Origin of the sequence: Aminobacter sp. BE322 (genome assembly GCF_050433525.1) — a bacterium.
GTDB lineage: Bacteria > Pseudomonadota > Alphaproteobacteria > Rhizobiales > Rhizobiaceae > Aminobacter.
Map to the genome: position 1 here is coordinate 171,121 of NZ_JBNPXB010000007.1, position 26,425 is coordinate 197,545.

Annotated in this window: 27 protein-coding genes; 4 read left to right on the forward strand and 23 right to left on the reverse strand. The window is 64.3% G+C overall.

Annotation, left to right across the window (positions count from 1 at the left end; translation table 11 throughout):
* From arsB to J2X50_RS13070, 3 genes are read left to right on the forward strand one after another with little or no spacing between them, the layout of a single operon-like run.
* Positions 1-1,089, forward strand: a complete 1,089-nt coding sequence (gene arsB / locus J2X50_RS13060) for an ACR3 family arsenite efflux transporter (RefSeq protein WP_012092641.1) — start codon at positions 1-3, stop codon at positions 1,087-1,089.
* A complete protein-coding gene (arsH, locus tag J2X50_RS13065) occupies positions 1,086-1,802 on the forward strand; it encodes an arsenical resistance protein ArsH (protein ID WP_012092640.1) in 717 nt (238 codons plus the stop codon). The genes arsB and arsH overlap by 4 nt, the downstream gene beginning before the upstream one ends.
* A 26-nt stretch (positions 1,803-1,828) precedes the next feature.
* Complete coding sequence (locus tag J2X50_RS13070) at positions 1,829-3,025, forward strand: MFS transporter (protein WP_429095569.1); 1,197 nt, start codon at positions 1,829-1,831, stop codon at positions 3,023-3,025.
* Positions 3,026-3,177: 152 nt separating this feature from the next.
* Here the strand turns inward: J2X50_RS13070 and J2X50_RS13075 are convergent, their stop codons facing one another.
* From J2X50_RS13075 to J2X50_RS13170, 20 genes are all read right to left on the reverse strand, one after another.
* Entirely contained in the window at positions 3,178-3,654 is a 477-nt protein-coding gene (locus J2X50_RS13075; protein WP_147307258.1) for a hypothetical protein, read from the reverse strand.
* A gap of 91 nt (positions 3,655-3,745) precedes the next feature.
* Positions 3,746-4,030: a hypothetical protein gene (locus J2X50_RS13080; RefSeq protein WP_036749074.1), complete on the reverse strand. Its 285-nt coding sequence runs from the start codon at positions 4,028-4,030 to the stop codon at positions 3,746-3,748.
* Positions 4,031-4,170: 140 nt separating this feature from the next.
* Entirely contained in the window at positions 4,171-4,620 is a 450-nt protein-coding gene (locus tag J2X50_RS13085; RefSeq protein WP_012092637.1) for a CopG family transcriptional regulator, read from the reverse strand.
* 4 nt (positions 4,621-4,624) lie between these two features.
* Positions 4,625-6,610 (reverse strand): conjugal transfer protein TraG, encoded by a 1,986-nt coding sequence (locus J2X50_RS13090; protein WP_012092636.1) that lies wholly within the window; start codon positions 6,608-6,610, stop codon positions 4,625-4,627.
* A 24-nt stretch (positions 6,611-6,634) separates the two neighbouring features.
* On the reverse strand, positions 6,635-8,374 hold the full coding sequence (locus J2X50_RS13095; protein WP_037092212.1) for a relaxase/mobilization nuclease domain-containing protein: 1,740 nt from the start codon (positions 8,372-8,374) through the stop codon (positions 6,635-6,637).
* Positions 8,375-8,617: 243 nt separating this feature from the next.
* Entirely contained in the window at positions 8,618-9,388 is a 771-nt protein-coding gene (locus tag J2X50_RS13100; RefSeq protein ID WP_429095492.1) for a lytic transglycosylase domain-containing protein, read from the reverse strand.
* Complete coding sequence (locus J2X50_RS13105) at positions 9,385-9,720, reverse strand: DUF736 domain-containing protein (RefSeq protein ID WP_429095494.1); 336 nt, start codon at positions 9,718-9,720, stop codon at positions 9,385-9,387. Before J2X50_RS13105 ends, J2X50_RS13100 begins: the two co-directional genes overlap by 4 nt.
* Before the next feature lie 67 nt (positions 9,721-9,787).
* Positions 9,788-10,333: a S26 family signal peptidase gene (locus J2X50_RS13110; protein ID WP_198475939.1), complete on the reverse strand. Its 546-nt coding sequence runs from the start codon at positions 10,331-10,333 to the stop codon at positions 9,788-9,790.
* Positions 10,330-10,815, reverse strand: coding sequence for a DUF2840 domain-containing protein (locus tag J2X50_RS13115; protein WP_198475940.1), 486 nt, complete (start codon positions 10,813-10,815; stop codon positions 10,330-10,332). Before J2X50_RS13115 ends, J2X50_RS13110 begins: the two co-directional genes overlap by 4 nt.
* Positions 10,812-11,066 carry a hypothetical protein gene (locus tag J2X50_RS13120; RefSeq protein ID WP_429095496.1) on the reverse strand — a complete coding sequence of 85 codons (255 nt, stop codon included), beginning with the start codon at positions 11,064-11,066 and terminating at the stop codon, positions 10,812-10,814. The genes J2X50_RS13115 and J2X50_RS13120 overlap by 4 nt, the downstream gene beginning before the upstream one ends.
* Complete coding sequence (locus tag J2X50_RS13125) at positions 11,063-11,806, reverse strand: DNA-methyltransferase (RefSeq protein WP_429095498.1); 744 nt, start codon at positions 11,804-11,806, stop codon at positions 11,063-11,065. The genes J2X50_RS13120 and J2X50_RS13125 overlap by 4 nt, the downstream gene beginning before the upstream one ends.
* Positions 11,803-12,456, reverse strand: coding sequence for a ParA family partition ATPase (gene parA / locus J2X50_RS13130; protein ID WP_429095500.1), 654 nt, complete (start codon positions 12,454-12,456; stop codon positions 11,803-11,805). Before parA ends, J2X50_RS13125 begins: the two co-directional genes overlap by 4 nt.
* Positions 12,453-13,628 carry a replication initiator protein A gene (locus J2X50_RS13135; protein WP_429095503.1) on the reverse strand — a complete coding sequence of 392 codons (1,176 nt, stop codon included), beginning with the start codon at positions 13,626-13,628 and terminating at the stop codon, positions 12,453-12,455. Before J2X50_RS13135 ends, parA begins: the two co-directional genes overlap by 4 nt.
* 18 nt (positions 13,629-13,646) lie before the next feature.
* Positions 13,647-13,931: a helix-turn-helix transcriptional regulator gene (locus J2X50_RS13140; protein ID WP_279676837.1), complete on the reverse strand. Its 285-nt coding sequence runs from the start codon at positions 13,929-13,931 to the stop codon at positions 13,647-13,649.
* Between the two features lie 140 nt (positions 13,932-14,071).
* A complete protein-coding gene (locus J2X50_RS13145; protein ID WP_429095571.1) occupies positions 14,072-14,632 on the reverse strand; it encodes a DUF2285 domain-containing protein in 561 nt (186 codons plus the stop codon).
* Positions 14,616-14,837: a transcriptional regulator domain-containing protein gene (locus J2X50_RS13150; RefSeq protein WP_429095507.1), complete on the reverse strand. Its 222-nt coding sequence runs from the start codon at positions 14,835-14,837 to the stop codon at positions 14,616-14,618. Before J2X50_RS13150 ends, J2X50_RS13145 begins: the two co-directional genes overlap by 17 nt.
* A gap of 111 nt (positions 14,838-14,948) precedes the next feature.
* The gene (locus tag J2X50_RS13155; RefSeq protein WP_429095510.1) at positions 14,949-15,224 is read right to left on the reverse strand and encodes a DNA -binding domain-containing protein; all 276 of its coding nucleotides are present in this window, start codon (positions 15,222-15,224) and stop codon (positions 14,949-14,951) included.
* Positions 15,225-15,320: 96 nt separating this feature from the next.
* The gene (locus J2X50_RS13160; protein ID WP_429095513.1) at positions 15,321-15,569 is read right to left on the reverse strand and encodes a helix-turn-helix domain-containing protein; all 249 of its coding nucleotides are present in this window, start codon (positions 15,567-15,569) and stop codon (positions 15,321-15,323) included.
* A 308-nt stretch (positions 15,570-15,877) separates the two neighbouring features.
* Entirely contained in the window at positions 15,878-16,279 is a 402-nt protein-coding gene (locus J2X50_RS13165; protein ID WP_279676833.1) for a single-stranded DNA-binding protein, read from the reverse strand.
* Between the two features lie 726 nt (positions 16,280-17,005).
* Positions 17,006-17,422: a hypothetical protein gene (locus J2X50_RS13170; RefSeq protein WP_429095516.1), complete on the reverse strand. Its 417-nt coding sequence runs from the start codon at positions 17,420-17,422 to the stop codon at positions 17,006-17,008.
* A gap of 309 nt (positions 17,423-17,731) precedes the next feature.
* Here J2X50_RS13170 and J2X50_RS13175 point away from each other — a divergent pair, with 309 nt between their 5' ends.
* A complete protein-coding gene (locus J2X50_RS13175) occupies positions 17,732-19,627 on the forward strand; it encodes a DUF4209 domain-containing protein (protein ID WP_429095518.1) in 1,896 nt (631 codons plus the stop codon).
* A gap of 119 nt (positions 19,628-19,746) precedes the next feature.
* On the opposite strand, the gene J2X50_RS13180 is transcribed toward J2X50_RS13175, so the two are convergent.
* From J2X50_RS13180 to J2X50_RS13190, 3 genes are all read right to left on the reverse strand, one after another.
* Positions 19,747-20,682: a DUF2493 domain-containing protein gene (locus tag J2X50_RS13180; RefSeq protein ID WP_429095572.1), complete on the reverse strand. Its 936-nt coding sequence runs from the start codon at positions 20,680-20,682 to the stop codon at positions 19,747-19,749.
* A gap of 328 nt (positions 20,683-21,010) precedes the next feature.
* Positions 21,011-22,051 (reverse strand): DUF7146 domain-containing protein, encoded by a 1,041-nt coding sequence (locus J2X50_RS13185; protein ID WP_429095521.1) that lies wholly within the window; start codon positions 22,049-22,051, stop codon positions 21,011-21,013.
* On the reverse strand, positions 22,051-26,400 hold the full coding sequence (locus tag J2X50_RS13190) for a strawberry notch-like NTP hydrolase domain-containing protein (RefSeq protein WP_429095523.1): 4,350 nt from the start codon (positions 26,398-26,400) through the stop codon (positions 22,051-22,053). The genes J2X50_RS13185 and J2X50_RS13190 overlap by 1 nt, the downstream gene beginning before the upstream one ends.
* Positions 26,401-26,425 lie beyond the last annotated feature (25 nt).

Consider the following 26,425-nt stretch of genomic DNA (forward strand, 5'->3'; position numbering starts at 1 on the left):
ATGGCTTCCCTCAAGCCAGCTTCCCGCCTTGGTTTCCTCGACCGCTATCTGACGGTGTGGATTTTCGCCGCGATGGCACTCGGCGTCGTGCTGGGCACGATATTCACCGGCTTGCCGGAAGCTCTCAACGCCATGTCGGTCGGCACCACCAACATACCGATCGCCATCGGCCTGATCCTGATGATGTATCCGCCGCTCGCCAAGGTGCGCTACGAAGAACTGCACCGGGTCTTTTCCGACAAGCGAGTGCTGATCCTTTCGCTGGTACAAAACTGGATCATCGGCCCGACGCTGATGTTCGCGCTGGCCGTGATCTTCCTGCGCGACCACCCGGAATACATGACAGGACTGATCCTGATCGGACTCGCCCGCTGCATCGCTATGGTGTTGGTCTGGAACCAACTCGCGCGCGGCGACAATCAATATGTCGCCGGTCTGGTTGCCTTCAACTCGATATTCCAGATTCTGTTCTTCTCCACCTATGCGTGGTTTTTCCTTTCCGTCTTGCCACCCCTCTTCGGCCTTGAGGGCAGCGTCATAGACGTGAGCTTCTGGACCATTACCGAAGCGGTGCTGATCTATCTCGGCATTCCCTTCCTCGCCGGGTTCCTGACGCGCCGCATCCTCATCGCTCGCAAAGGCGCGGGCTGGTATGAGCACGAATTTCTGCCGCGCATCAGCCCCATAACGCTAGCCGCGCTGCTGTTCACCATTGTCGCCATGTTCAGCCTCAAGGGCGCGGACGTGGTGTCGCTGCCTCTCGATGTCCTGCGCATAGCCATTCCCCTGGCGCTTTATTTCGTCATCCAGTTCCTCATCAGCTTCGCGATGGGCCGGCTGATCGAGGCGGATTATCCGCGCACCACGGCCATCGCCTTCACCGCTGCCGGCAATAATTTCGAGTTGGCCATCGCGGTCGCCATCGCGGCATTCGGTCTCGCATCGCCGGTGGCCTTCGCCGCCGTCATCGGCCCGCTCGTGGAAGTGCCCGCACTGATCCTGCTCGTTCATGTCGCGCTCAGGCTCGGCGCGAAGTGGTTTCCCGAGAAAGGGACGCCCGTTGCCGTTCCGGCCGAGGCCAAGCCATGACGGTTTCCGACCTTCCTAATGTGGTCCGCGCGGTGCTCGACAGCCCATCGGCTGAACGCCTACGAACGACGCCCTCTGCTCATCCGCCGCGCATTCTCCTGCTCTACGGCTCGTTGCGTGAACGCTCCTATAGCAAGCTGCTCACGCTCGAAGCCGAACGGCTCCTCAACCACTTCGGCGCGGAAACCCGTGTGTTCGATCCGCACGGCCTGCCGCTGCCTGATGGTGCGCCCGTTGATCATCCGAAGGTGCAGGAGCTTCGGAAACTTTCGGAATGGTCCGAAGGGCAGGTCTGGACCAGCCCCGAACGTCACGGTGCCATGAGCGGAGTCCTCAAGGCGCAAATCGACTGGATACCGCTCGCGGTTGGCGCAGTTCGCCCCACCCAGGGCCGCACATTGGCCGTGATGCAAGTCTCTGGCGGCTCGCAGAGTTTCAACGCCGTCAACCAACTTCGCGTCCTCGGCCGCTGGATGCGGATGATCACCATCCCCAACCAGTCCTCGGTCGCCAAGGCATATCAGGAGTTCGACGAAGCGGGTCGAATGAAGCCTTCATCCTATTACGACCGGGTGGTCGATGTGATGGAGGAACTGGTGAAGTTCACGCTTCTGACCCGCGACGTCGCTCCTTACCTCACCGACCGCTACAGCGAGCGCAAGGAAACCGCCCAAAAGCTGGAAGAGCGTATGGCGCTCAAGCGCGTCCGGTGACGACAAACCTGCCGGCTCAAACGGGCCTGTCTCCCGACGCGAGAAGGTGGCCCGTCATCTCCGCGCTCGGCATCGTACAGATATTTGCATGGGGCAGCTCCTATTACCTGCTCGCCGTTCTCGCCGCCCCGATCGCGGCCGATACGGGTTGGCCGCTTTCATGGATCGTCGGCGCTCTCTCCATTGGCCTGCTCGCGGCCGGCGTCGTTTCCCCGCGCGTGGGTGACGCCATTGGCCAGCACGGCGGGCGTCCCATCCTTGCTCTGGCTTGCCTGCTGTTCGCTGCCGGCCTCGTCATCCTTGCGGCTGCGCCGTCCCTATGGGTATTCGTCGCCGGATGGATCGTGCTCGGTATCGGCATGGGGGCCGGCCTTTATGATGCGGCATTTGCCACGCTCGGGGGCTATTATGGCCGTTCCGCGCGATCCGCCATCACTACACTGACCTTGTGGGGCGGCTTCGCAAGCACGGTCTGCTGGCCGCTCTCGGCCTTGTTTCTGGAGCATCTGGGATGGCGCGGGGCCTGCATGGCCTATGCCGGCATTCATCTCGCGATCTGCCTGCCGCTCGTGCTGCTGGTCCTTCCGAGCAACGGCAAGCCCAGGCCGATCGGTGGCAAAGACCAAGCTCCTACGATCAAGCTGCGCGACCATGAGCGCCGGGCCTATCTGATCATGATGGCGATCGTGGTGCTGGCCGGATTGGGCGTCACCATCATATCGGTGCATCTGCTGACCCTGTTGCAGCAACGCGGGCTGTCGCTGGGCGAAGCTGTAGCCCTCGGCGCGCTGATAGGCCCGGCCCAAGTCGCCGGCCGAATTGGCGAAATGGCGAGCGGGGGGAGGCATCATCCCTTCTGGACACTCGCGGCCGCCTCCGTCCTGAGCGCGGCAGGGGTGACGATGCTCGCGGCAGGTTTTCTCATCATCGGCCTGTCGCTCATCCTCTACGGGGCCGGCAATGGCATCTTCTCGATCGCCAAGGGTGCGCTCCCGCTCGCCCTGTTCGGACCTTCCCGCTATGCGCCGATCATGGGGCGGCTTGCCCGGCCCAGTCTCGTCGCCCAAGCTGCCGGCCCAACCGTGGGTGCGATCCTGCTTTCGGTCGGGGGCACCGATCAAACTCTTGTGGCGCTGGCAGCTCTCGCCATCGCCAATCTCGCCCTCGTCGCGCTGTTATGGGGGCCGATCAAAGGAGAAGCGGGAAGCAACGATAAGTTTTGAGAAGCCGTCACGAAGATCCCTGATTTTTGTAGCAGGTCAGGCCAACGTTGAATTTTCAGGGGAATTTCTGTCGCAAATGTCGCGTGCGAAAGTCAAAATTGTGCGACTGATTTTTGCGACACGTCGCGGCCCGGAATCCGGGCCGCAATGGATTACCGCTCTTCCCGCTGCTGTGGTGCTGGACCGATTGTAGCGGGTTCCCCTTCGATGATGCGGATCGGCACGCCCAAAGCAGCCGAAAGGGATGCTTCGCTGCCACCGGCAAGCTCTGTTCCGGGGAGAACCGTAAGAACCACATATCCGGTGCGCTCATCGACATATCCGCCGTAGCCATCGGGAAGAACGCGCGTAATCATCTGGCGGTCATCCAACGCGGCGACCAGTTGATCGACGGTATGGGATGCGCCTGTCAGGACTTCGACACGCACCCGATCTTCGCCCAATTGGTACTGAAGCGTGCCCGCATCCCGGTCTCCCGTTAGCCTGACGACGACATGGAAATCGGGCTCGCGCTCGATGAAGATACCGGCGATACGGTCGCGGAAACGCTCCTGTAGGGCGGCCGAAAGCGGGCCGGTGTCCGGCTCCATCTCATGCGAGGGGATTTCAGGAACATAGTTCTCAGGCAACCCGGCCGGTCTGGCGGACGTGGGCGCCTCCGCGCCTGCCACGGATGCTGCCGCGACAAACACCGTTGCGCCAAAAGCCCCCGCCCATACCCTATTCATTTGTGGTTTTGCCGCGTGCTTCGAAGAGCGCGGCCTTGTCTTCCGCGGGGCTGATGAAACCGTCGCCATCGGTGTCGATCTGGTCGAAGACTTCATCGGTCATGTTCGGATTCCCGGCTTTCGCCTCTTCCCGGCTCAGCTTGCCGTCGCCATCCGTGTCGCCCGCGTCCCATTCGGCCTGCCATGCGGCTTCGTCAAAATCTGCGGGCGGTTCCGTCTGGGCGAAGGCAGGGACGGCGAGACCGATGGCGAACAGGCTGGCAATGGCAAGTCTCAAGGCTGTTCCTCCAAAGTCGAGTGAATATACAGCCATCACCTTAGGATAATTCGCGAAAATCCCAAAGACCGCGACAGTCGCGAAGGCCGCTTCCGGCGGATCCTTGTTACTGCTCAGCCAACCGGGAGCGGGAACTCGTGTCAACGACTAAGGCGGCCAAATTCAACTCTCTGATCCGTCACATCCTCCGACACCTCCTGCCGCAGCTTCGGTCCCTGTGCGAGGCGGCGACCGAGCGCGGTGATGAACGCCTCGTATCGCTCCGCTGATTTGGCCTTCGCGGCCTTTGCCGCCGGCTCAGGCAAGGCCGGTGTGGTGTTGACCCAGAAGCGGATGAAGACCGCCAGGCTTTCGACGGCGATGCCGACGTCTCGTTCAAGCCGGTCCATGCGGCGATCGAGTCGATCGAGGCGCTTGGCGATTATCGCCTCTCGGCGTTCGGCATCGTCGGGAGACAGGAATGAGGCGATGGCCGCCTCGCCGATCATCGACTGCGACCGGTCCCGCCGCGCGGCAAACTCGGTCAGGGCTTTTTCGACATCGGGGTCCAGATAGACGGTGAGTTTTTTCTTCTTCCGGAGATTGGCCATGGCGCTACAGCTCCATGCCGTCGTTCGGGTCCATGGCAACCTGCCGGGCAATGCCCTGCACCTGGCGGATCATGCGCCGATTTTGCATGGCCTCTTCCTCAACTTCATCGGGCGGCGCGATCTCGAATTCGTTCTCGAGGGGCTTTTTCTTCTCCACGGGCTTTACGCGGCTGAGTTCAGGCTGCAATCGGCGTTCGGATTCGGTCGGATCTTCGTCATTGGTTCTCTGGTCGCCGTGATCCGTGGCGCCTTCCGGTCGCGCCGGGATCGGAAGCTTGGTCCAGTCGTCGGGCCGCGTTTCTTCGGGACCTTTCAATTCAGGCGGTGACAGAACGCGCTCGCGAAACCGGGCGTCCTCGTAATAGCGCGCCTTCGTCGCCCGGATCGGGGGGATGCCCGCCACCATGACGATCTCCTCATGTGGGGGAAGCTGCATGATCTCGCCCGGCGTCAGCAACTGGCGCGCGGTTTCCGAGCGCGAGACCATAAGGTGCCCGAGCCAGGGCGACAGGCGATGGCCGGCATAGTTCTTCATCGCCTTCATCTCGGTGGCGGTGCCGAGCGCATCCGACACCCGTTTCGCCGTGCGCTCGTCGTTGGTGGCGAAGCTGACGCGGACATGGCAGTTGTCGAGGATCGAGTTGTTCGGCCCGTAGGCTTTCTCGATCTGGTTCAGCGACTGCGCGATCAGGAATGATTTCAGACCGTAGCCGGCCATGAAAGCCAGCGCGGTCTCGAAGAAATCGAGCCTGCCCAGCGCCGGAAACTCGTCCAGCATCAGAAGGAGCCGATGCCGCCCGGCGTTCGCCTGCAGGTCTTCGGTCAGGCGACGGCCGATCTGATTGAGCAGCAATCGCATCAGCGGCTTGGTGCGGTTGATGTCGGAGGGCGGCACGACGAGGTAAAGCGTGACCGGCTGATCGCCTCCCACAATATCGCTGATGCGCCAGTCGGAGCGGCGTGTGACTTCGGCCACGACCGGATCGCGATACAGGCCGAGAAACGACATCGCCGTCGACAACACGCCGCTGCGCTCGTTCTCGGACTTGTTGCGCAGCTCGCGCGCGGCGCTGGCAACGACCGGGTGCGGCCCCGCTTCGCCCAGATGCGCGGTCTTCATCATGGCGCGCAACGTGGAATCCACCGGGCGCTTCGGATCGGACAGGAATTTGGCCACACCTGCCAGGGTCTTGTCGGGTTCGGCGTAAAGCACATGCAGGATGGCGCCCACCAGCAGCGAATGGCTGGTCTTTTCCCAATGGTTGCGCTTGTCGAGACTGCCTTCCGGATCGACGAGGATGTCGGCGATGTTCTGGACGTCGCGCACCTCCCACTCGCCGCGGCGCACTTCCAGCAGCGGATTGTAGGCCGAGGATTTCGGGTTGGTCGGGTCGAAGAGCAGCACGCGGCCGTGCTGCGAGCGGAAGCCGGAGGTGAGCTGCCAGTTCTCACCCTTGATGTCGTGGACGATGGCCGACCCCGGCCAGGTCAGCAGCGACGGGACGACGAGGCCGACGCCTTTGCCCGAACGTGTCGGGGCAAAGCACAGGACATGCTCCGGCCCGTCATGGCGTAGATAGTCCTTCTCGTAACGGCCGAGAACAACACCATCGGGATCGAGCAGGCCCGCCGCCTTGATCTCTCCTTTCCCGGCCCATCGCGCCGAGCCATAGGTGGCGACGTTTTTCGCCTCGCGCGCCCGCCAGACCGACATGCCGATGGCGACGGCAATGGCGATGAAGCCGCCCGATGCCGCGATGATCCCGCCCTTGGCGAAGATCGGCGGCGCATAGGCTTCGTAGAAATACCACCACCAGAAGATCGCGGGCGGATAATAGATCGGCACGCCGAACATCACGAACCAGGGCGGCCCGAGTTGCGCCTGATAACCGAGGCTCGAGGCGACATACTGGGTCGCGCCCCAGGTGGTGGCGAGGATGATGAGGAAGACGATGGTGATCTGTCCCCAGAGGATCTTGGTCGCGGACATTGCGATGGTCCTTTCTGGTTGAGGCTAAAGGCCGAGGGAGCGCTTGCGCCCGAAGTCCCAATCTACGCCGCCATCATCGCGGGCTACGCCGGAGACGTGACGGCCGATCTGTTTTTCGAGAGAGGGCGACCAGGGCACGAGCTGGAAGCCGAGGCCGTCGTCGATCATGGCGAAGCGGCCGGAGGCGAGCGCGAAACGCTGGCGATAGGAGCCGGCGACATATTCGCCGCTGGCTGCGCGCTCGAAGGACATGCCGGTCTCGGTTGCGAGCTTCTCGCCGAGGTTGTCGAGTTCGCGTTGGCGCAAGGTGCTGAGCAGCCGGCGCGCGAAGACGACGCGACCGCCCTGCCGCTCGGCAAAGCCCTCGCCGATCAGATGTTCAGCGCGTTCGTCCAGAGCCTGACGGACCTCAGCGCCGAAACCGCTGTCCGACAGCGCGATCGGATCGCGGGCGATGGCCTGCCGGTCGAGCCAGGTCGCGCCCGAGGCGCCGACTTGCGCACCAAGATCGAGATCGGCGCGGACGGCGAGCGCGACGCGGCGCTGCCCCTGCGGGTCCTCCCAGGATCGCAACTCGACGATGGAACCGGGCGGACTGTCGCCGGCGGCGTCGAGATGCGGCAGCTTGATGTGATGGGTCCGCCCGTCGGTGCCGTCGACCACGGCATAAGCGGTGCCCTTCAACTCGTCGTCGAGGCCGCGCTCGACCAGGCGGCCGATGACGGGAACGTCAAGGCTTTCGCCGGCGAGGACATAGCTGGCCGAGCCGCGTTCGATGCCGCGTTCGGTCAGGGCACGGTGCATGCGCTTGATGATGTCGCCGCGCTCGCCCAGTTCACGCAGGACCGCTTCGGCTTCGGGCTTGATGAACCATTGCGAGAGGCCGATCTCTTCGGCAAGCCCGCGGATTTCAAGGGTTCGCAGCCGCCCCACCTTCAGAGTATGAAACTCGTCCGGCTGGCGGTCGGGAAGCGGGGCAAGGTCGATGATGCCGGACTTGCCGGCGTCGCGCACAAGCTGCCGGTCGAGCTGCGTCCAGCGTTCCGCCTCGACCTGCCGCTCCAGATTGCGGTGGATCTCCAGATCGGTGCGGGGCCCGAGTTCCTGCGTGACCAGATCCTGCGCACGGGCGCGCATGCCCTCCTTGATGTAGTCGCGGGAAATCACCAGGTCCTGGCCATCGTCGGTGCGGCCGCGCAGGATGATATGGATATGGGGATTGTCGGTGTTCCAGTGATCGACGGCGACCCAATCGAGGCGCGTGCCGAGATCCTTCTCCATCTGCCCCATCAGCTCGCGGGCGTGATCCTTCAGATTGGCCATGTCCACCGCGTCTTCGGGCGAGACGATGAAGCGGAAATGATGCCTGTCGTCCTGGCACTTTTCCGCGAAAGCGCCGACATCCATGTCGTCCCTTTCCGGGCCGAACATCCGCGCCTTTTCCCCGTCGCGGGTCACGCCATCGCGGCGCAGATAATTAAGGTGTGCGCCGAGCGGAGCCGAGCGTGCCGTTTGGCGAACCACGCGGGTCTTGATGACGGCGATGCGCGAGCGTCCGGTGAGAAGCCGGTTGGCCTGGATGCTGGCGCGCTGACCGCGCCCGAAGCGTGAGCGGTTGCCCGAGGTGATCTTGCCGGAGCGCGAGACGCGTCCGCCGGCTTTCTGGGCGGCGGCGAGCGCCTGGGCGACAAAGGGCCTCGCCTGTTGCGCGCGGGTCGAGCGGATACGGCCCGGACGGATGCGGAACTCGTTGTCATCGGACATGGGGCGCCCCCGCACGGTGCAAATCATCAAGGAAAATCAGGAAGAGGAGCGCGCAGCGCACGGTGCGCGCCAGCGCCGCACGGTGCGGGACGCGCCGGAAACCTGAACAAAAACAACCGCCCGCCACAGCCGCACCGTGCGGCCTTTTATCTCGCCATCCTTCGGTCGTGGTGCCTGCCGCCACCCCTCGCGCCCTCCATGACACGCCAGCGCCCGACAAGATGCGAAACCGCGCGGAGCCGCTCATGGCCGGTTCCCACCGGCATTGCGGGCGACGAAGAGGCCCTCCGGCTGCAAGGCGGTGATTGCGTCTGGTGTCGCCGGAACGGGGGAGGGGGTATCGTCCGGCGCGCGGTCGGGGGACGTGAGATCGGCAGCGGAAACGCCAATTTCGCGCGCCACGAAGATCGCCGCCTCGCGCCAGTCGGGCGGGGGAGCGATCGCCGAGCCGTCGTCGGAAGGCCGCTCGCCGAGCAGGATCGGGGTCAGTGCAGCGACATAGGCGCGCGTTTCGGCCGGTAGCGGACGAGCCGTCGCGCGGTATTCGTCGTAGCGGCCGGGACCGGCATTGTAGGCGGCGAGCATGGCGGCCACATTGCCGTAGCGGTCCCACATCTCACGCAGATACGCGGTCCCTGCGAGGATGCTATCTCGCGGATCATAGGGGTCGCTACCGAGGCGGTGGCGGTTGCGCAGTTCCGCCCAGGTGTCGGGCATGACCTGCATCAAGCCCATTGCGCCCGCCGAGGAAACGGCGCGCACATCGCCCGCACTTTCCGCCCGCATTACCGCGACGATCCATGTCACCGGAATGCCGAAGCGCTGCGATGCTTCGGCGATATAGGCGTTGTGCGGATGCGCGGCGATGGCACGAACCAGGATGGCGGTCTGCGCCACAACGGGCGACGTCGCGATGGCTGAGCTGAAGAGGCCGGAAAGAAGAAGAAGGATGATGCGGCGACGAACGCCGCATCTCTCGGTGGCGGGACAAGTGCAGGAGATGATCATGATCATTCCTGTTCGTCGCGCTTTTTCTGACGGGTCCAGTGCAGGCCCCAGTCGCGGCCGTCTTCGTCCGACTGGAACAGGCGGGCGCGGATCGGCTGCTCGAAGACGGGGTCGTCGAGCAGCACAGAGATGAAGGTGCCCGCGCGTTCGCCGGAGTGTTTCCAGCCCGCGCCGACGTCCGGCCCATCGTCATCTCCGAGGTGAATGCGATAGGCGGGTGCCTTCTCGGCGTCCGCGTTCTCGGTCGGAACGAATGCCAGCTCGATGTCCAGCGAGAGCGTGCGGACACGCCCGGAATAGCCGGACGGGGTGCGGGTGAATTGTCCGATCAGTGCCATTGGAGGCTCCTTTCCTATGCGGTGGAACAGATGCGGGGCGCTCGCACGCTCCGCTGTGGACGCGCCGTCACCGCGTCGGCGCGCGCCAGACGAAGCGGTCGTCGCCGTCCTCGTCGGTGAAAAGCGGGGTGGCCCGGCCGATCACCGCCGATGCGGGGAACGGGCCGAAGTAGCGGCCGTCGAGGCTGTCGCCGACGTCGAGGTTCATTAGGAAAATCTCGCCCTCGGCGATGGTGCGGCAGCCCTGCCAGATCGGCAGGGCTCGGCCCCGGCTGTCGCGCAGGCGGGCCTCGCCGAGCGGAACGGCATCGACCGTGATCGCGGGGCCATCGCGGCACACGCGTTGTCCGGGCAGGCCGAGGACGCGTTTCAGAAGCGGCACGTCGCGGGCGACGTAGCCGCGCTCCACCATGAAGGAGGTGAAGGGTTCGGGCGGCATGACGGCGACCAGATCGGGCACCTCGATCCGCTCGGTGGATGCGATGGTGTAGAACCCGATCGGCACGCTGGCCGATGCGTTCCAGACCAGCCTTGGCGCCGTCGGAACGAATCCGGCAATGGCGATCCCCAGCGTAGTAGCCGCCGTCACGATGACATAGCCGGCGCGGTTCATGGTGCGATCTCCCGGCGCCGGAGCCACGCCTGATGGCGCTCGGTTGTGTAGGGATGCGGCGTTTCGCCTGCGTTCATCCAGTGGGCGACATGGCGCCAGTGATCGTGATCGGCCTCGGCGGGATCGACGCCGAGGGCTTCGATCGCATCGACATGACGAAGGACATCCTCGACCTTCGGCCAGCTTTCCGCCTTCAGCAGGATTTCGCCGCCGGGACGCACGAAGGGCAGCGTCTGATAGGCGCAGCCGGGCGCGACGGCGCGCAGGATGTCGATGCGCGAGATCACGGTGCCGTAGTCGTTCGCCGCCCAGCGGACGAATGCGAAGACGGCGCCGGGACGGAAGGAAACGATGCGGCGGTTGCGGTCGAGAATCTGCGTTCCGGCTTCGTGGCCGAACCTGATCCAGTATTCGACCTTCTTCTCCACCCACGTCAGTTCCACGCGGGTCAGATCGTCTTCATGGGCTGCGGCGCCGATCATGAGCGGTCTCCTGATGTGTCGGGAAATTCGCGCGCGAGCAGTTCGCGCAGCATGTCGGTGACGGTGCCGCCGCGTCTGATCGCTGCGATCTTGATTCGCCCGCGAAGCTCGGGCGTGATGTCGATCGTCAGGCGGGCGGAATAGACCGCGGCATCGCCGCTGCGTTCCAGCGGCGTGTCACCGGCCCTGATCCAGCTATCGGGATCGATCGGACGGGCGGCGAAGCCGCGCTTCCCGTTGCGCGCCGTCATGACGAAACTCCGTCATGGAACGGCAGCACGCTGGCGATGCGCGCCCGCCCACGCTCGGCCATGTCAGGGTCGATCTCGCAGCCGAGATAGCGCCGGCCGGAAAGCCGGCAGGCTTCCCCGGCCGCGCCTGAACCGGCGAACCAGTCGCCGACCAGACCGCCTACCGGGCAGCTCGTGCGGATCAGGATTTCCAGCAGAGCCGCCGGCTTCTCGGTCGGGTGGATGGCGCGGCCATGGCAGTTGCGCAGATAGATGACCGAGCGCATGAGGCGTGGCCCGCCGTCGTGGCTGACATAGTGGCCGGCGTCGATCTGGCCGGTATGGGGCGGACGCTGCTTGCGCCGCACGGTAGGGGCTGTCGCATCCAGCGTGGTCTGGACGTCGTTGTAGATGTCCCGCCATGCCGTCTCGGCCGGGTAGAACTGAACGGCCAATTCATGCACCGGCTTGAAGCGGTCGGCATGAAAGCCGGTGCCGTTCTGCTTCTCCCAGACGATCTCCTGGGCGATCCGAAACCCGGCGTCGGCGAAACGGTCGGCTGTCGCCATGAAGCTGCGCAACGAGCCGAAGACCCAGAGCGAGCCGGTCGGTCGGAGGGCGGTGCGCGCCAGTGTGACCCAGCCCTCGACGCGCCGGTCCCAGGTGAGTGACGTATCGCCATAAGGCGGATCGGCGAGGATCATGTCGAAGGGGGCGTGCCAGGGCATTTCTTCGCGGCAGTCGCCGGTCAGGATGGTCATGGTTCGACCCTCCCGATGCCCAGCCGCGCGATCTCATCGGTGAGAGTGGTGACCTCACGCGCGGCAGGAGATTGGCGGTCGATCTCGCTTGCGAGCCGCCCGGTCTGTGCGGCGTCGGCGAAGACGACGCGCTGGCCGATGGTGCTGGTGAGGACAGGAGGATCGTGGTCCGCCAGCGTCTCGGCCGTCTCGCGGGCGATGACGGTGCGGGCGCCGCAGCGGTTGAGCACGAAACGGGCGGCGAGCTGCGGCCGGTAGATGCGGGCCTCCGACAGGAGGGACAGCATCTCGGCCGAAGCCCAGCCGTCGAGCGGCGACGGCTGTACCGGGATCAGCACGAGGTCGGCGGCGAGGAGCGCGGAGCGCATGAGCCCGGCGACACGTGGCGGGCCGTCGATGACGACGTGATCGACGTCGCGGGCGATCTCCGGCGCTTCACGATGCAGCGTATCGCCTGCCAGGCCGACGATGCCGAACAGGCGCGGCAGGCCCTCACGCGCGCGTTGCTGCGACCAGTCCAGTGCCGAGCCTTGTGGGTCGGCATCGATCAGGGTGACGCGCTGTCCTTCTCGCGCCAGTTCTCCGGCGAGATGCAGCGCCAGCGTCGTCTTGCCGACCCCGCCCTTCTGGTTGAGGAGCGCGATGATCATCGGCGTCCTCCCGATGGATCGGGAGGAAGGCGGGGCGTATCGGGATCATCGGATGCGCCAGCGTCGCCTCGATCGGGGACCGATCGGGACGGTGAAGGGGCAACAGATCCCCTTTTCCTCGCAGCTGTGCTGAGGCTCCTGGCGGCGTCGCGGATGAGGTTTTCCACATCGCGCGCGCGCTCTTCAAGGTTAGAGTCTACGTTAGACTCTAAGTTAAGGGCGAGATTTCGTGTTTTTTTGTCAGATGTTAGGGCCGGTTTCGGTTCCCCATAGCACGCGACCCCGGTTCCCGATGGCACGCCTTTCCGGGTTCCGGATGGCACGACGCCTTGCACAGGTTTTCCAGAGGGCAGGATCGGCTCGAAGGCGAGCAGCGCGCGGCCGCCGAGTTCGATCTCCAGAAACAGGGTGTAGCCGGGCAGCGGCTGGCGGCGGATGATGTCGCGCAACTCGAAGGCAAAGCGCTTGAACGGCGACAGGCTGCCGGATTTCTCGTGCAGGTGACGAAAATCGAAGCGCCAGCCTCTGCGCTGGCGTCCGCCATGTTTGCGGACGATGCGGTAGAGCCAGCGTTCGAGCCCGCCGGTCAGATCGAAATAGGTTCGGTCGATGGTGAGCACGAGCGCATCATCGAGGACCGCCTGATAGAACCAGTCCGGCACGATCATCTCGATGCCGTCGGCCTTGCCGCAACGATCGGTGCGCTCCTTCCATTCGTTGATCCAGGAGAAGCGGTGGCGCCGACCTTCCGCCGGCTGGCGTATCGTGGTGGTGACAGTGGTGGATTGGAGTCGGTCGAGTGCGGCCTTCAGGCGCCGATAATCACGCGCCGAGGTGCCGCGCCCGATGAAGCGGAGGATTTCGTAAGGTGTGGCGACCATGAGCCGCGAGGTGCGAAGCCCGGCGTCGCGAGCCTCGACGATCTGGCTCGCCGCCCAGATCAGGACGTCGGCGTCCCAGATCGTCGCCATGCCGTGATCGGGAACGGCTTCGACGCGGATCGCAATATCACCGGCCGAGAAATCGATCGGCGCAATGCGATGGGTCTTGGAAAGGGAGAAAAAGGGATAGGCCATGAGATCCTGCGCGTCTCGTGGCGCGAAATCGCCGGGGAGCGCCCTGAACAGGTCGAGCTGCCCGCGCTCGGAAGGAGATCGATGTCGCACCGCCATGTAGGGAACCGGCCGCGATCAGCGCGCATAACGACCGGCCCGCGGGCCGGACGGAAGGGACGCATGGCGCTTGGCAGGCAGAACGGAGCCACGCGGATCGGATGTGGACGTCACCGCGCCGCGATCAGCCCAGGTTTCGAGATCGTCGATGGCGTAGACGACACGGCCGCCGAGCTTGCGATAGGCCGGGCCGGTCCCGTAGGTGCGATGCTTTTCGAGCGTGCGCGCCGAGAGGCTGAGAAACTCGGCGGCTTCCTTTGTGCGCAGAAAGCGCGGTGGCAAAACGACGGGTGCGTGCGGCATGGAACGGGCCTCCGTGGTGTCGGGACGGCCGCTGCGGATCAGCGGCGGGCAACGACCACGGTGGCGAAGAAAAACCGGAGAGATGCAGGGCGAAGTTGGGGGGTATCGAAATCGCCCACCATCGGGCGCGTGGAATCGCGCTAGCGTGGACGGCGATGACGCAGGAGTTTTCGATAGCCGCCCGCGACCATGGCACGGGCATCGCGCAGGAGCGTCTTGATGCGATGACGCGCGGACGAAGCCTGCCATTCGTCGCGGCCGAGATGCCCGATGTTGAAAAGGACTTCGGCGATTTCCTGCTGCGTCGCGCCAGCCCGTTCACCGTCAAAGGCACGAACCATTCTGCGCTGACGAGCGCGCTGCTGGCGCGTCAGGCGCGTGTCTGGCGGGATGGCGCGGCCGTGCAAGGCCGAAAGAAATCGATATATGGCTTCAATCCGGTCAAAGCCCTCCATACCGAGAGGGATGACGGCGACCGCCTGCCCACCGATGGCGCAGTCGATGATCTGAAGACGTTGTCCGTTCCCGAGGGCGAAGCGGAATGCTGCGTCGTCATCGCCGATTGGCGTATCGTCTCGCCATGGCTCGACCGGCTCACGAGCGGGGCTGGCGCCGAGTTCCGGCGGAGCCTCCGTCAGGACGACGACGCTGGTGTCCTCCTGCGGGAGCCAGAAGACAGGCGCATCAGGAGGCGAGATCAGTGGATCGACAGGGAAATCGCAACCCCCACCGCTGCCGGATTTGTTCGGTCAGCGGTTCGGGGTCTCCATGGCCAGAGGCCACAGCTTCAAAATCTGCATCATAGGCGTCGTTGCGGCGGAGCCATTCCCAGGCCAGATCAGATGCGGTCAACGTATCCAGATGGTCATATTCCGAAGAACGCCAGGTCGATGCGTCAGGGGTCATCGCGGTCTCCCAAGTTTCAGCCCAGGAAGTTGGGATATCTACGATTCCCGCTCGGGTTGAATTGGGGAAGTCAGGTGGAGGTCAACAGGCGATGCGTGCGGCGCATCACGATCACGCCTGCCGCTGGCTGTCGCGGACCAGTTCGCGATAGCCGTACTCCGTCATCCAATGCGCACGGGAAAGGTGCGCGTCATGGATGGAACGACAGCGCTCGGGGTCCCGCGCGGGGTCGAGGCCGAAGAGGATTCGCACCGCCTCACGCCAGTCAGCGCCATCGCGCTCGGCATCGAGCAGCCGCAAGTAGAGCTTCATGTGCTCGCGATCATAGGACGTCAGCGTCTGGCTGGACGGTGGTTTATCAAGAAATGTCTGCGTCGCGTGTCCCATCACTCGCTCACGATCGGGTAACGTGTTTGTTAACCATCTCTGATGAGAGATAGCCATTCTTTTTGACGAGAGCAGGTCAATGCCCAACCGGCGACGCTACCTTTGGGCATCGATCCTGTCATGCAGGAGCAACACCCCTTCGCCCTTGTCCGTCGACAGGAGAACGATCCCGGCGGCCTCGAGTGCGCGGCGCACTTCATCGCGCGTGGACTCAAACACCTGAAGCCGGTTTTCGGATTCGAGGCGTTTGAGTGCGGTCAGCGATACTCGGGCCTTGTCAGCGAGCGTCTCCTGTGTCCAACCCAGCAACGCACGCGCGGCCCGCGATTGTCGGGCGGTGATCATACATGATCACCTCCCACCGAGACCTGCACGCACTCCAGAACTACGACTATTTTAGTCGTTCTTGGATCGAGCGTCACCCGGAATCGGGGCGGAACTGCCTTTTCCGGCGAGATTTCGCCCCAACGCCCCGAGACTGATTCGGTCGCCAGCAAATCCCGGCCTCATCGCTTGAAAACCGAGGTCACCGGAACAGGGAAGGGGGAATAGGGATGGGAGGAAGGACGAGGGATCCGTCGCCTGCGGGTGCGATCGCAAGCGAACATGGAAAAAACCCGGCGGCTGGCGCCGCCGGGCTCCGGACTTCCCGCTCAGAACGGGATGTCATCGTCGTCGATGAACTTGCCGTCGTCGTTCTCGGTCTGCTTGGCCCGGCTCAGGAAATCGACCGTCTCGGCGATGATCTCGCAGCCATAGCGGTCAACGCCCTGCTGATCGGTCCACTTCGTGTAGTGGATGCGGCCGCGAACCAGAACCTTCATGCCCTTGTCGCAATGCTGCTGGACCGTCTTGCCGAGGCCGTTGAAGCAGGTGATGCGGTGCCATTCCGTGTCCTGGACCCGATAGCCGTTTTCGTCGCGGACGACGCGGCCTTCCGAGTAGCGGGGGCGCGAGGTGGCCAGGGTGAAGTGGGTGATGCCGGTGCCGCCCTGGGTCGTGCGGGTCTCGGGGGCCTGACCGATGTTGCCGGCGAGGATGACGATGTTCTGCATTTTCAAGTCTCCGTTGCTTCTCGGAGGGACCATCCCTCCGACGAGACCCGGCCAAGGCCGTCGGGAGACTCCCGCAACTGCCGTTCTGACGGCAGCTTGCCCCTAAGGCCCGGAGTGGGGCGGGCAGCCGCGCTTGCGCGGCAACACGGTCCGGAGCCGCGGGGGTTGCTGGTGGAAACCGAACTGACTTAGGGGATCAGTCAGTCGGAGGGATTGGTGCCTCTGAAAGCACGGATACGGGGATGCACAGCAGAACCATCATCCTCGCCGACAACAGCGAACAGACAGGCTCCCGAAACCCGGACCATTCGGCACAGCACCGGCTCACCCGCCTTCTTTTTCCCGGCCACCCCTCGGGCTGCCTGTAGGAAGGCTATGTCGTCCGGGATGAGAACGACGCAGCTATCGGATTTCCGGGCACGGCAGGGCACTGTCCCGGTTTCGACGGCGAAAGGCCCGGTTCCGCGACATCGCGAGAAGCGGCAATGAAGGTGTTCGTGGCTGCACTCCCGGAATGAAGCGTCCGACGCCGCAGGGGTTGACCGCTATGGCTGCGGGATCATGCCGACCACAGATTTCCAGGCCGGGCTGAGCGGTCTGAGAACGGTTGTGGCAAGTTCATCGACGACGATGACATGCCTGTCCGGCATCTGTGCGGAAACCCGGAGCCCGGCGGCGCTAGCCGCCGGGTTTTCTCCTTGGAAGCGGACGTTCGCAATCCCCGTTTCAGCGCGAGAAGACCGACTCGCCGAGCGTGTTCAGATTGATGATGGCCGAGACGCCGATGACAAGGCCGCCGATGCCGCCAAGCAGATTGAGCGCAATCGTCGAGTCGATGGCGTTTTTCGTGATGCCATAGACAAGCGCATAGCCGGCGATGACGGCGGGCACCGCGAAGAGAACAAGTGCGATGAAGCGCAGGACCGGGTTTTTGGCTAAGCCGAGAACCCCGATCACGAGGGCGATCGACAGCAGGGCGGCGGCGCCAGCGGCGAAGCCCGACATCAGGACTCCGGCTCCCGCGCCCCAGGCGTATTGCGCGGCAGTGATGGCTGCCATGACGGGCAAAGCGTAGATCGCGAGATTGTAGGCGATCACGCAGGCCGTGATGGTCAGGGAGATGGCGAGCAGGATCAACGTCATGGAAACCTCCAGCGAACGGTTGAGGATCACGACAGGCTGCCGGGAGATACGCTCCGCCTGCGACTACGCTGCTTTGCCGGTTCTGCAAGGATGTTTCATCCGACGACGAAAATGCGTCTCCGTCAAGTGGTAGCGCACGACGATAACAACTTCAGTCGGATGTCCGTCACGGGGTGGGAAGCGGAAAGGCAGGTTTTGATTGCTGCGAGTTAAGAAGCGGCCATAGCATGTGCAATTGATCGACAACTGCGCCATCTCTACTGTTCTGCTATGGTGATGAATATTTTTCATTGGAATCGAGACTAATAGATGGAAGACGACACGACCGAGGACCAAGAACCATCAGAGCAAACAGAGGCACCGTGGCCGCCCCAAGCCATTGTCACGCCAACGGATTTTCGGAGCGTTGATTACAACTCCATCGTGCGCGATGTGAAGTCCGCTTACGACCACCGGCTAGAAACCGAATTCATGAAGGCTACACGGGAGCACCGGGACAATGAGCCAGCGTTCAGCGTCTTCCGCCTGCTGGCGTCGGCGTGCGGCCTACACTTTCGGTTGCACGATAAGGCGGGTGCTTTCGGTGCGCAGATGACGTTTGGCAATCGCCGCACGCCTATTCCCGAGGATTGGCTTGGAGAGCAGTCCGAGCACTTCTTTGAAATCTTGGAAGAGGTCGAGCATCCGGCGCTACGTGCTCGGTTGGCTGATGTAGTGTGGACGAACGACCGCAAGAAGGGCAAAGCCGCTGCGATTGCCGTGATGGCGTATTGCGAGTGTGTCGAAGGCCTGATTAGCGGAACCTATGAAGATCGGTTCCCCACCGATAGCGAGGTCTCCTTGGAAGAAGTCGACCTCATAGAGCGTGCATCCCAGATACATGCAAGATCGAACAAGCGTGCGGCACCGATGCACGAGCGGGTCTCCGGGCTGCTGAGTTCGCTTTATTACAAGGCACTAAGCCACGTCGATGTCGTACCGTTGCGCCGGATTGCGACACTCCTTTCGCGATATTCACTGATCACGATGGATCAGCTCGCTGCCGAGATGGAGACCGCTGCGGCTGCCGCAGAGCAAAGGCCAAATTCGTATCCGCTCGCCATCAAGGAACTATGGGATTTGGCTGCCTTCGCTCATGGGGAGGCGAAACGGCCTGACGACGGGCGGCGCTGCCAACTCGCTGGTGTCGAGCAGACGCTAAGAATGGCACCGCAGACCGGCTCCTCATCGGGGGCAGCACACTGGTATCGCCAAGCTATCGGGGAACTACGGCAGATCCCCGGTACCGAGGAGCGTCGCGAAGAACTCCGTAAGGAGATGCGAACGCTGCAGGAGAAGTCGCTAGAAGAGATGGGTTCGTTCGAAATTCCCATCGATTTGTCCGACGTAGTCAGCGGCACGATCGAGGTGTTCGAAAAGCTAACGCTGCCGGAGGGGCTCAAACAGTTCGCGTTGCTAGTTCGCCCAAATAGCGCAGCGCAGATGAGAACGGAGGCTGTGGAGGCGGACCCCGGCATCGCAGGCATGTTCGCGACCACTCACCTCGACAGCGAGGGCAAGATTATCGCCGAGGTCGAAGGTGCCTCGCTCGATGGCTCACCGCCAAGCGATGAATGGATCAAAAGCAAGATGATCCAGCATCTACAGTTCACGATGGATATTGCGGTTAGGGGACAGCTTGAACCTGCCCGCCGATTCCTAGCTGGAGAGTTCCCGCTGTCCGAACGACACTTCCGCTTCATAGTGCTGCAAAGTCCCTTCGTACCTCACCATCATGCAGAAACATTTGCGCTCGGTTTCGCTCGCCTGATGCAGGGGGATATGCTCTCAGCGGCGCCGATTTTGGTTCCGCAGTTGGAGCACTGCCTGCGACACGTGCTGATCAACAGCAGCACCGACACTTCGAAGATGCGGAACGATCTGACGCAAGAGGATAGATCTCTCTCCACCTTGCTCGATACCTATCGGGACGAACTGGTCGCTATCTTCGGGGAGGATATCGTCCTGCATATAGACTTGATATTCAATCATCGTCCCGGTCCGGCACTGCGACATGAATTCGCTCACGGGAAGGTTGGCGATCGCAGCTACACTGATCCGGCAATCTACTACGCCTGTTGCCTCATCTACCTGCTGGTATGCATCCCCTTGTTGCCAGGGTGGGCCCAGTATGTGGGGCCTGCGATTGAAGCCGGCTCATTCTGACTTTGCGAATGTCCGCTTTTACCGCTTGGAGAGTCTAGCCGGGAACGACCGTCACGGGGTCGGAAGCAGAGATTCAAGGGCATTCACACCCGGCTGAAACAGCCGCCGAACGGCGGCGCTTACGCGCCGCCGTCGAACTTCATGACGGGGATGCCGAGCTTGCGGGCCTTATCCGCAAGGTTCTCCTGAATTCCGGTGCCGGGGAAGACGAGGACGCCGACCGGCAGCACGTCCAGCATCGCGTCATTGCGCTTGAACGGCGCGGCTTTGCCGTGCTTCGTCCAGTCGGGCCGGAAGGCGACCTGCGGTACCTTGTGGTGATCGGCCCAGCGGGAGGCGATCAGTTCCGCGCCTTTCGGGGTGCCGCCGTGGAGCAAAACCATGTCCGCGTGCTTGGCATGGACCTGATCGAGTTTCGCCCAGATCAGCCGGTGATCGTTGAAGTCGGCGCCGCCGGTCACGGCCACCTTGGGGCCGGCGGGCAGTATCACCTCGGTCTCGGCCCGGCGTTTCGCGGCCAGGAAGTCGCGGCTGTCGATCATCGCCGCGGTCAGGTTGCGATGGTTGACCATCGAGCCGGTGCGCGGCCGCCAGGCGCTGCCGGTGTGGTGCTCGAAAGCCTCGGCGGCGAGATCGCGGAAGAGTTCCATGCTGTCGCGCCGCTCGATCAGGGTCTGTCCCTCTGCCGTGAGACGTTCGAGTTCGACCGACTTGACCTCGCTGCCATCCTGTTCCCGCTGCATCCGGCGCTGCGCCTGCTCGTTGTCGTCGAGATCGCGCTCGACCCGGCTGGTGGCGCGGTGGAAGAGATTGACGGTTCCCCAGAGCAGTTCTTCGAGATCGGGTTCGAGGCGAGTGTCACTGAGCGTCGCGACCAGGGCGTCGAAGATGTCGGCGACGGCGGCGGCGACGGTGTTGCCCTCGGGCAGCGGCCGGGGATCGGGTTCGTCCTGGAACGGGCGCCAGCCATAGAGCTGGAGTTCGGTGAGAGCGTGATCGGTCTGGGAAGAGGTGTGGACCGGCTCGGTCCCTGCGTATTCGGTTTCGTTTTCCATCGGGAGCGTCCTTCGTCTGGAGACCGCGCCCATCGCGGCCTTCGCAGGCGTCGAAGCGCACGGGCGAGACGGGCTGGCAGCCCTCGCTCCTCCGCGAGGGCCTTGATGGCCAAGCCCGGCTATTTTGTTTCGCGCTGCAAAGCGCCCGGAGGGCGCGGCGGAAAATAGCCGGGCGCCGCCATTGCCTGCCCGGCCCGTTCGTGCGCCGATCGCCCTCTCAGAAGGCCGTGGGTGCGGGACTCTCCGACAAGGGACGCGCCTGCCGATGACGGGAGAGCGAAACCGGCAGGGATGAAGCAGAGCAACGCCTCCGGGGCCGATCACGCTGTCACTCCATGAAACGGCGGACGTCTTCGGGATGAAGCTGTACCTTCAGGGCCGCGCGGAGGCCATCGGCGCCATGGCGTCGCAGATCATCGTTGAAATCCCCCTCGACCGGCGTGAGCGATATCGCCTCGATCCCGAAGCTCGCTGCTCTGGCGACCAGGCTGTCTCTTGCACCGTCCCCGGCCGGGTCGCGATCGTGCAAGACATAGAGCCGGCGCAGGGACGACGGGAACAGGATGGCAGCAAGGTGAGCCGCGGAGAGCGCCGCCATCATTGGCATATGGGGCAGAACCTGACGAGGCGACAGCACGGTCTCGATGCCTTCGCCAGCCGCGAGCACCTCACCGGCGACGCCGAAACGGACACCATGCCCGAGAAGGTCGCCCATCGCCCGCCGCGGTGTCTCGACAGCCGCCTTGCCGGAACCGTCCGAGGCGAGCCAGGTGCGATGCGCGCCGGTCTGGTGGCCGGAGAGATCGGTTGCGGCGGCGACGAGTGCCGGCCTGATCTCCGTGGGCGAATGATCGTCGGGCCTGTAATAGCAGCGCGGATGGTAGCGGAGCGCGGCGGTGCCCGTGAGGGACGTGATCGCCCGCCCGCGCAGATAGATCTCCGCAAGCGTGCCGCTGATCGGCTGCGCCATGGCGAAGAGCCGCCGTGCCGCTTCAGGCGAACCGGGCGCGCTGCTGGACGGCCTGCCGGTCGGTGTCCTTGTCTTTTCCGGTTCGGGATGCGGGAGCGAGAGGAAACGGCGCGCCTCCTCGGCCACGTCCTTGAAGTCGACCAGGCCGAGCGCGTCGCGAATGACGTCGAGCAGATCGCCATGCTCCCCGGTGGCCATGTCGGTCCATTTGCCTGCCGCGCCCTTTCCGGATTCCGGCCCGGTCAAGCGCACGAACATCGAACGACCCGGCGTGTTCTGCACATCGCCAACCAGCCAGTATCGTCCGGCTCGGTGGCCGGACGACAGATAGTGGCGGCAGACCGCCTCGGCCTCGCGACCAAGGCGGATCGCCAGTTCCGAGGCATCGTGACGCGGCATTACGCTGCCTCCCGCTCGCCGATGCGCTCGACCGGCCAGCGCTCAAAGAGCTTGCCGAGGATGGCGGGACCGTTCGCATCGACCGGCACGAACATGCGCAGCTTCCAGGAGATGATCTCGTGGAAGAGGCCATAGGCCGTGAGGCGCTGGCGCATCGTATCGGTGAAACCCGAGAGTTCGATACGGTTCGCGCCCATGACGCGGACCCGGCGAAGCTGGAGTCCCTCGGCGAGATCGAGGATCGTGCGGCCTTCCATCAGCGCCACGAAGGCGTCGTCCGGCGTGACCTTCGCGATGCCGGTCGCGGTGGCGTTCGCGGCCCAGGCCGGGGAGACCTTGCGGCCGATGATGCGCTCGCCCGCATCGGTCTGGAGGCGATAGACGCGGGTGGACTCGTTCGGCAACCGCTTCCAGATCGGCAGCAACAGGCCCGTCACCATATGCAGGGTGCTGTCGGCAAACTCGGGCACCTCGGCGACTTCGGCCTGCCAGGCCGATGCGAAAGCGTCCCGGTCCGCCTCGACCCAATGGGTTTCGCCCATCATCCTGACCGGGATATTGTGGGCTTCCATCGGCCGGATCAGGCGGACGCGGCGTTCGATCTCGCCATCGTCCAGCATGACGCTGGTGGTGGGGATCTGCACCGCCGCACGGCCCGAGCGCTCGTTGATCAGGAGCTTCGCACGCGGGTCATCAAGTTCGGCCAGGGCGGCGTCGAGCGTCACCGGCCGGTTGCGCCTGCGCTCGGTGATCGTCAGCAGGCTGGTTTCCGCCCCGGTGCGGGGATGGGTGTAGATCACCTGCCGGTCGGTGACGGTGAAGCTCTCGGCGCGCAGCGTCTCCAGCCCGGCATCATAAGTGCCCGATGCGATGGCGCCCTCGATACGCGCGGTCAGAAGCTGCTCGAAGGCGGTGAAGAGAACGCCTTGAAGCTCGATGGTCAGCGCCAGCAGCCGGTTGAGAAAGGTCGTGATGGGCGGCAGTTCGTCCTTGATGCCGTTCGAGTCCATCAGCTTCAGGCCGGTGGCGGTTTCGAACCGCTCCAGCGAGCAGCCCTCGACCTTGCCGCGCACCAAGAGAAGATAGAGCTGGCGCAGGGCATCGCGCGCGTAGTGCGATTCCAGATTGTCCTCGGGCCGGAACATGCCCTGGCCACCGGTCTGGCGCTGGCCCCGCGTGATCGCGCCCAGCGTGTCGAGGCGGCGGGCAATGGTCGAGAGAAACCGCTTCTCGGCTTTCACATTGGTCGAGATCGGCCGGAACAGGGGCGGCTGTGCCTGATTGGTGCGGTGTGTCCGGCCGAGGCCCTGGATGGCGGCGTCCGCCTTCCAGCCTGCTTCGAGGAGGTAGTGGACCCTCAGGCGCGTGTTCTTTGCCGACAATTCGGCGTGATAGCTGCGCCCGGTGCCGCCGGCGTCGCTAAAGACCAGGACGCGCTTCTGGTCGTCCATGAAGGCTTGCGTCTCGGCCAGGTTTGCCGAACCGGCGCGGTTCTCGACCACGAGCCGATCGATGGTGACGCCGCGCTTGCGGACGATGCGCCGCGAGCGGCCCGTCACCTCGGCCACCGTATCGGTGCCGAAATGCTGGATGATCTGATCCAACGCGCCGGGGACCGGCGGCAGGCTGGCGAGGCTGGCAATCATCTCGTCGCGCCGCGCCACGGCCTCGCGGCTCTCGACCGGCTGACCGTCGCGATAGACCGGGCGCGAGGACAGGTTGCCTTCCGAATCCGTGAACGGCTCGTAGAGCTGGACCGGGAAGGAATGGGCGAGGTAGTCCAGGACGTATTCGCGAGGCGAAAGGTCCATTTTCAGGTCGCCCCATTCCTCGGTGGGGATCTCCGCCAGCCGCCGTTCCATCAGCGCCTCGCCGGTCGAGACGATCTGGATGACGGACGAATGGCCCGCCTCCAGATCGGCCGTGATCGACCGGATCAGCGTCGGGGTTTTCATGCTGGTCAGCAGATGGCCGAAGAAGCGTTGCTTCGCGGACTCGAAGGCGCTGCGGGCGGCGGATTTGGCCTGCCGGTTCAGCGTGCCCGAACCGCCATCGCCGCCGGTAATGTTGGCGGCCTGCATCGCCGCATCCAGGTTGTTGTGGATGATGGCGAAGGCATCGGCATAACTGTCGTAGATGCGCACCTGCTCGGGCGTCAGTTCATGGTCGAGCAACTCGTATTCGACGCCTTTGAACGACAGGGACCGGGCGGTGTAGAGGCCGAGCGCACGCAGGTCGCGGGCCAGCACCTCCATCGCCGCGACGCCGCCGGCCTCGATCGCCTCGACGAATTCGGCCCTGGTGGAGAAAGGGAAATCCTCGCCGCCCCAGAGGCCGAGCCGCTGCGCATAGGCGAGATTGTGGACAGTGGTGGCGCCGGTGGCCGAGACATAGACGATGCGGGCCTGCGGCAGGGCATGTTGGAGGCGTAGCCCGGCGCGGCCCTGCTGCGAGGCGGCGACATCGCCGCGTTCTCCCTTGCCTCCGGCAGCATTGGCCATGGCGTGCGCCTCGTCGAAAATCACCACTCCATCGAAGTCGGAGCCCAACCATTCGACGATCTGCCTGACCCTGGAAACCCTTTCTCCGCGGTCGTCGGAGCGCAGCGTGGCATAGGTTAGAAATAGGATGCCTTCATTCAGCGTGATGGGCTTGCCCTGCGGGAAGCGCGACAGCGGCGTGACCAGCAGCCGCTCCATGCCGAGCGCGCTCCAGTCCCGTTGGGCATCCTCAAGGAGCTTGTCCGACTTCGATATCCAGACCGCCTTTCGCCGCCCTTGCATCCAGTTGTCGAGGATGATCGCTGCGGATTCTCGGCCCTTGCCGACGCCGGTGCCGTCGCCAACCATGAAACCCTGACGGAAGCGGATGGCGCCCTCGGCGTCCTCGGGCGTGGCGGCGAGATTGTCGAGCGTGTCATCGACCGTCCAGGCTCCGGCGAGGAAACCGGCGTGGGCCTCGCCGGCATAGATCACGGTCTCCAACTGTGCCTCGGAAAGTTTGCCGAGGATGTCTTTCGGCAGTGTCGGCCGATAGCTCGGCTTCGGCGGCGCGATGCTCGCCATCGAGGCCGATTGCACAAGCTGGGTCGGATGCGCCTGCGCCCCAGCGATGCGGATGGTCTGAAGACCGAATTCCTCATAGATCGCATCCGAGAGGCGCGCGCCCTCGGCTGGTGCCCAATCGACAGTCTCATAAGCGAGCGGTACTCCCTCCGGCTCAGCCAGAGGTGCAGCGGGTGCGGCCCGAGCTGCACGGTTGACATAGCCGCGCACGGTGCGCGGGGCGGCAGGCCGTGCGACTGGCACAGCCACGATGGAAACGACCGGGAGCCGGGCCGGAAGCTGCTCGGCCAGCCATTCCATCAGGGTCGCCACGTCCGGTGCGACTCCAGGCACGGCCGGGAATTCCGACGGGTCTTCGGCGGGCAGCTTGTCGATGACCGTGAGCCGCGTCGGGATCGTTGTGCCGTGCTTGGCATAGACCGAGCCATCGATAGCGGCGGAGAAGACCACGCGGCCGCGTTCCTGCAGCCGAGTCCAGGAAGCCGTCCATACCGGATTGTCGGGGGCGAAGCTCGCCCCGGTGATGGTTACGAGCCGCCCGCTGGGCGCCAGGCGCGCCAGCGCCGAGGTGACATGGCGGAAGGCGGCATCGACCATGCGACCCTCGACATTGGCCATGACCGAGAACGGCGGGTTCATCAGCACGACGGTCGGGACAAGGCCAGGATCGAGATGGTCGTCGATCTGGGCGGCGTCGAAGCGGGTGACGGAAAGGGCCGGAAAGAGGGAGGTCAGGAGGCCGGCGCGCATATCGGCAAGCTCGTTGAGGAGAAGCGTTCCGCCCGCGATCTCGGCCAGGATGGCGAGGAGTCCGGTGCCGGCCGAAGGCTCCAGCACCCGGTCGGCGGGCCTTATCGCTGCCGCGGTCATCGCCGCGAAGCCGAGCGGGATCGGCGTCGAGAACTGCTGGAACGTCTGCGCTTCCTCGGAGCGGCGCGTATGCGTCGGCAGAAGTCCGGCGACCTTGCCGAGCTGCGGCAGGATCGCAGCCGGAGACCCGGCTTTGCGGAAAAGCGCAGTGCCGTATTTGCGCAGGAAAAGAACGGTGGCCGCCTCGCACGCGTCATAGGCGGTCTTCCAGGACCACGCGCCGGCGGCATCGGACGCGCCGAAGGCGGTTTCCATTGCGTGACGCAGCGTCGGAGCGTCGATGCGCTGGCCGCGCTCGAGATGAGGAAGGAGGATCTGAGCAGCCGCGAGGATGGCGGTGGCAGTGTCGGGCTCGGAGGCGAGCTGGATCGCCGTGGCCGCATCAGCAGCCACGGAGGCGGACATCATGTTCATCGGGAGAACCTCGGGAGAGCGGGAC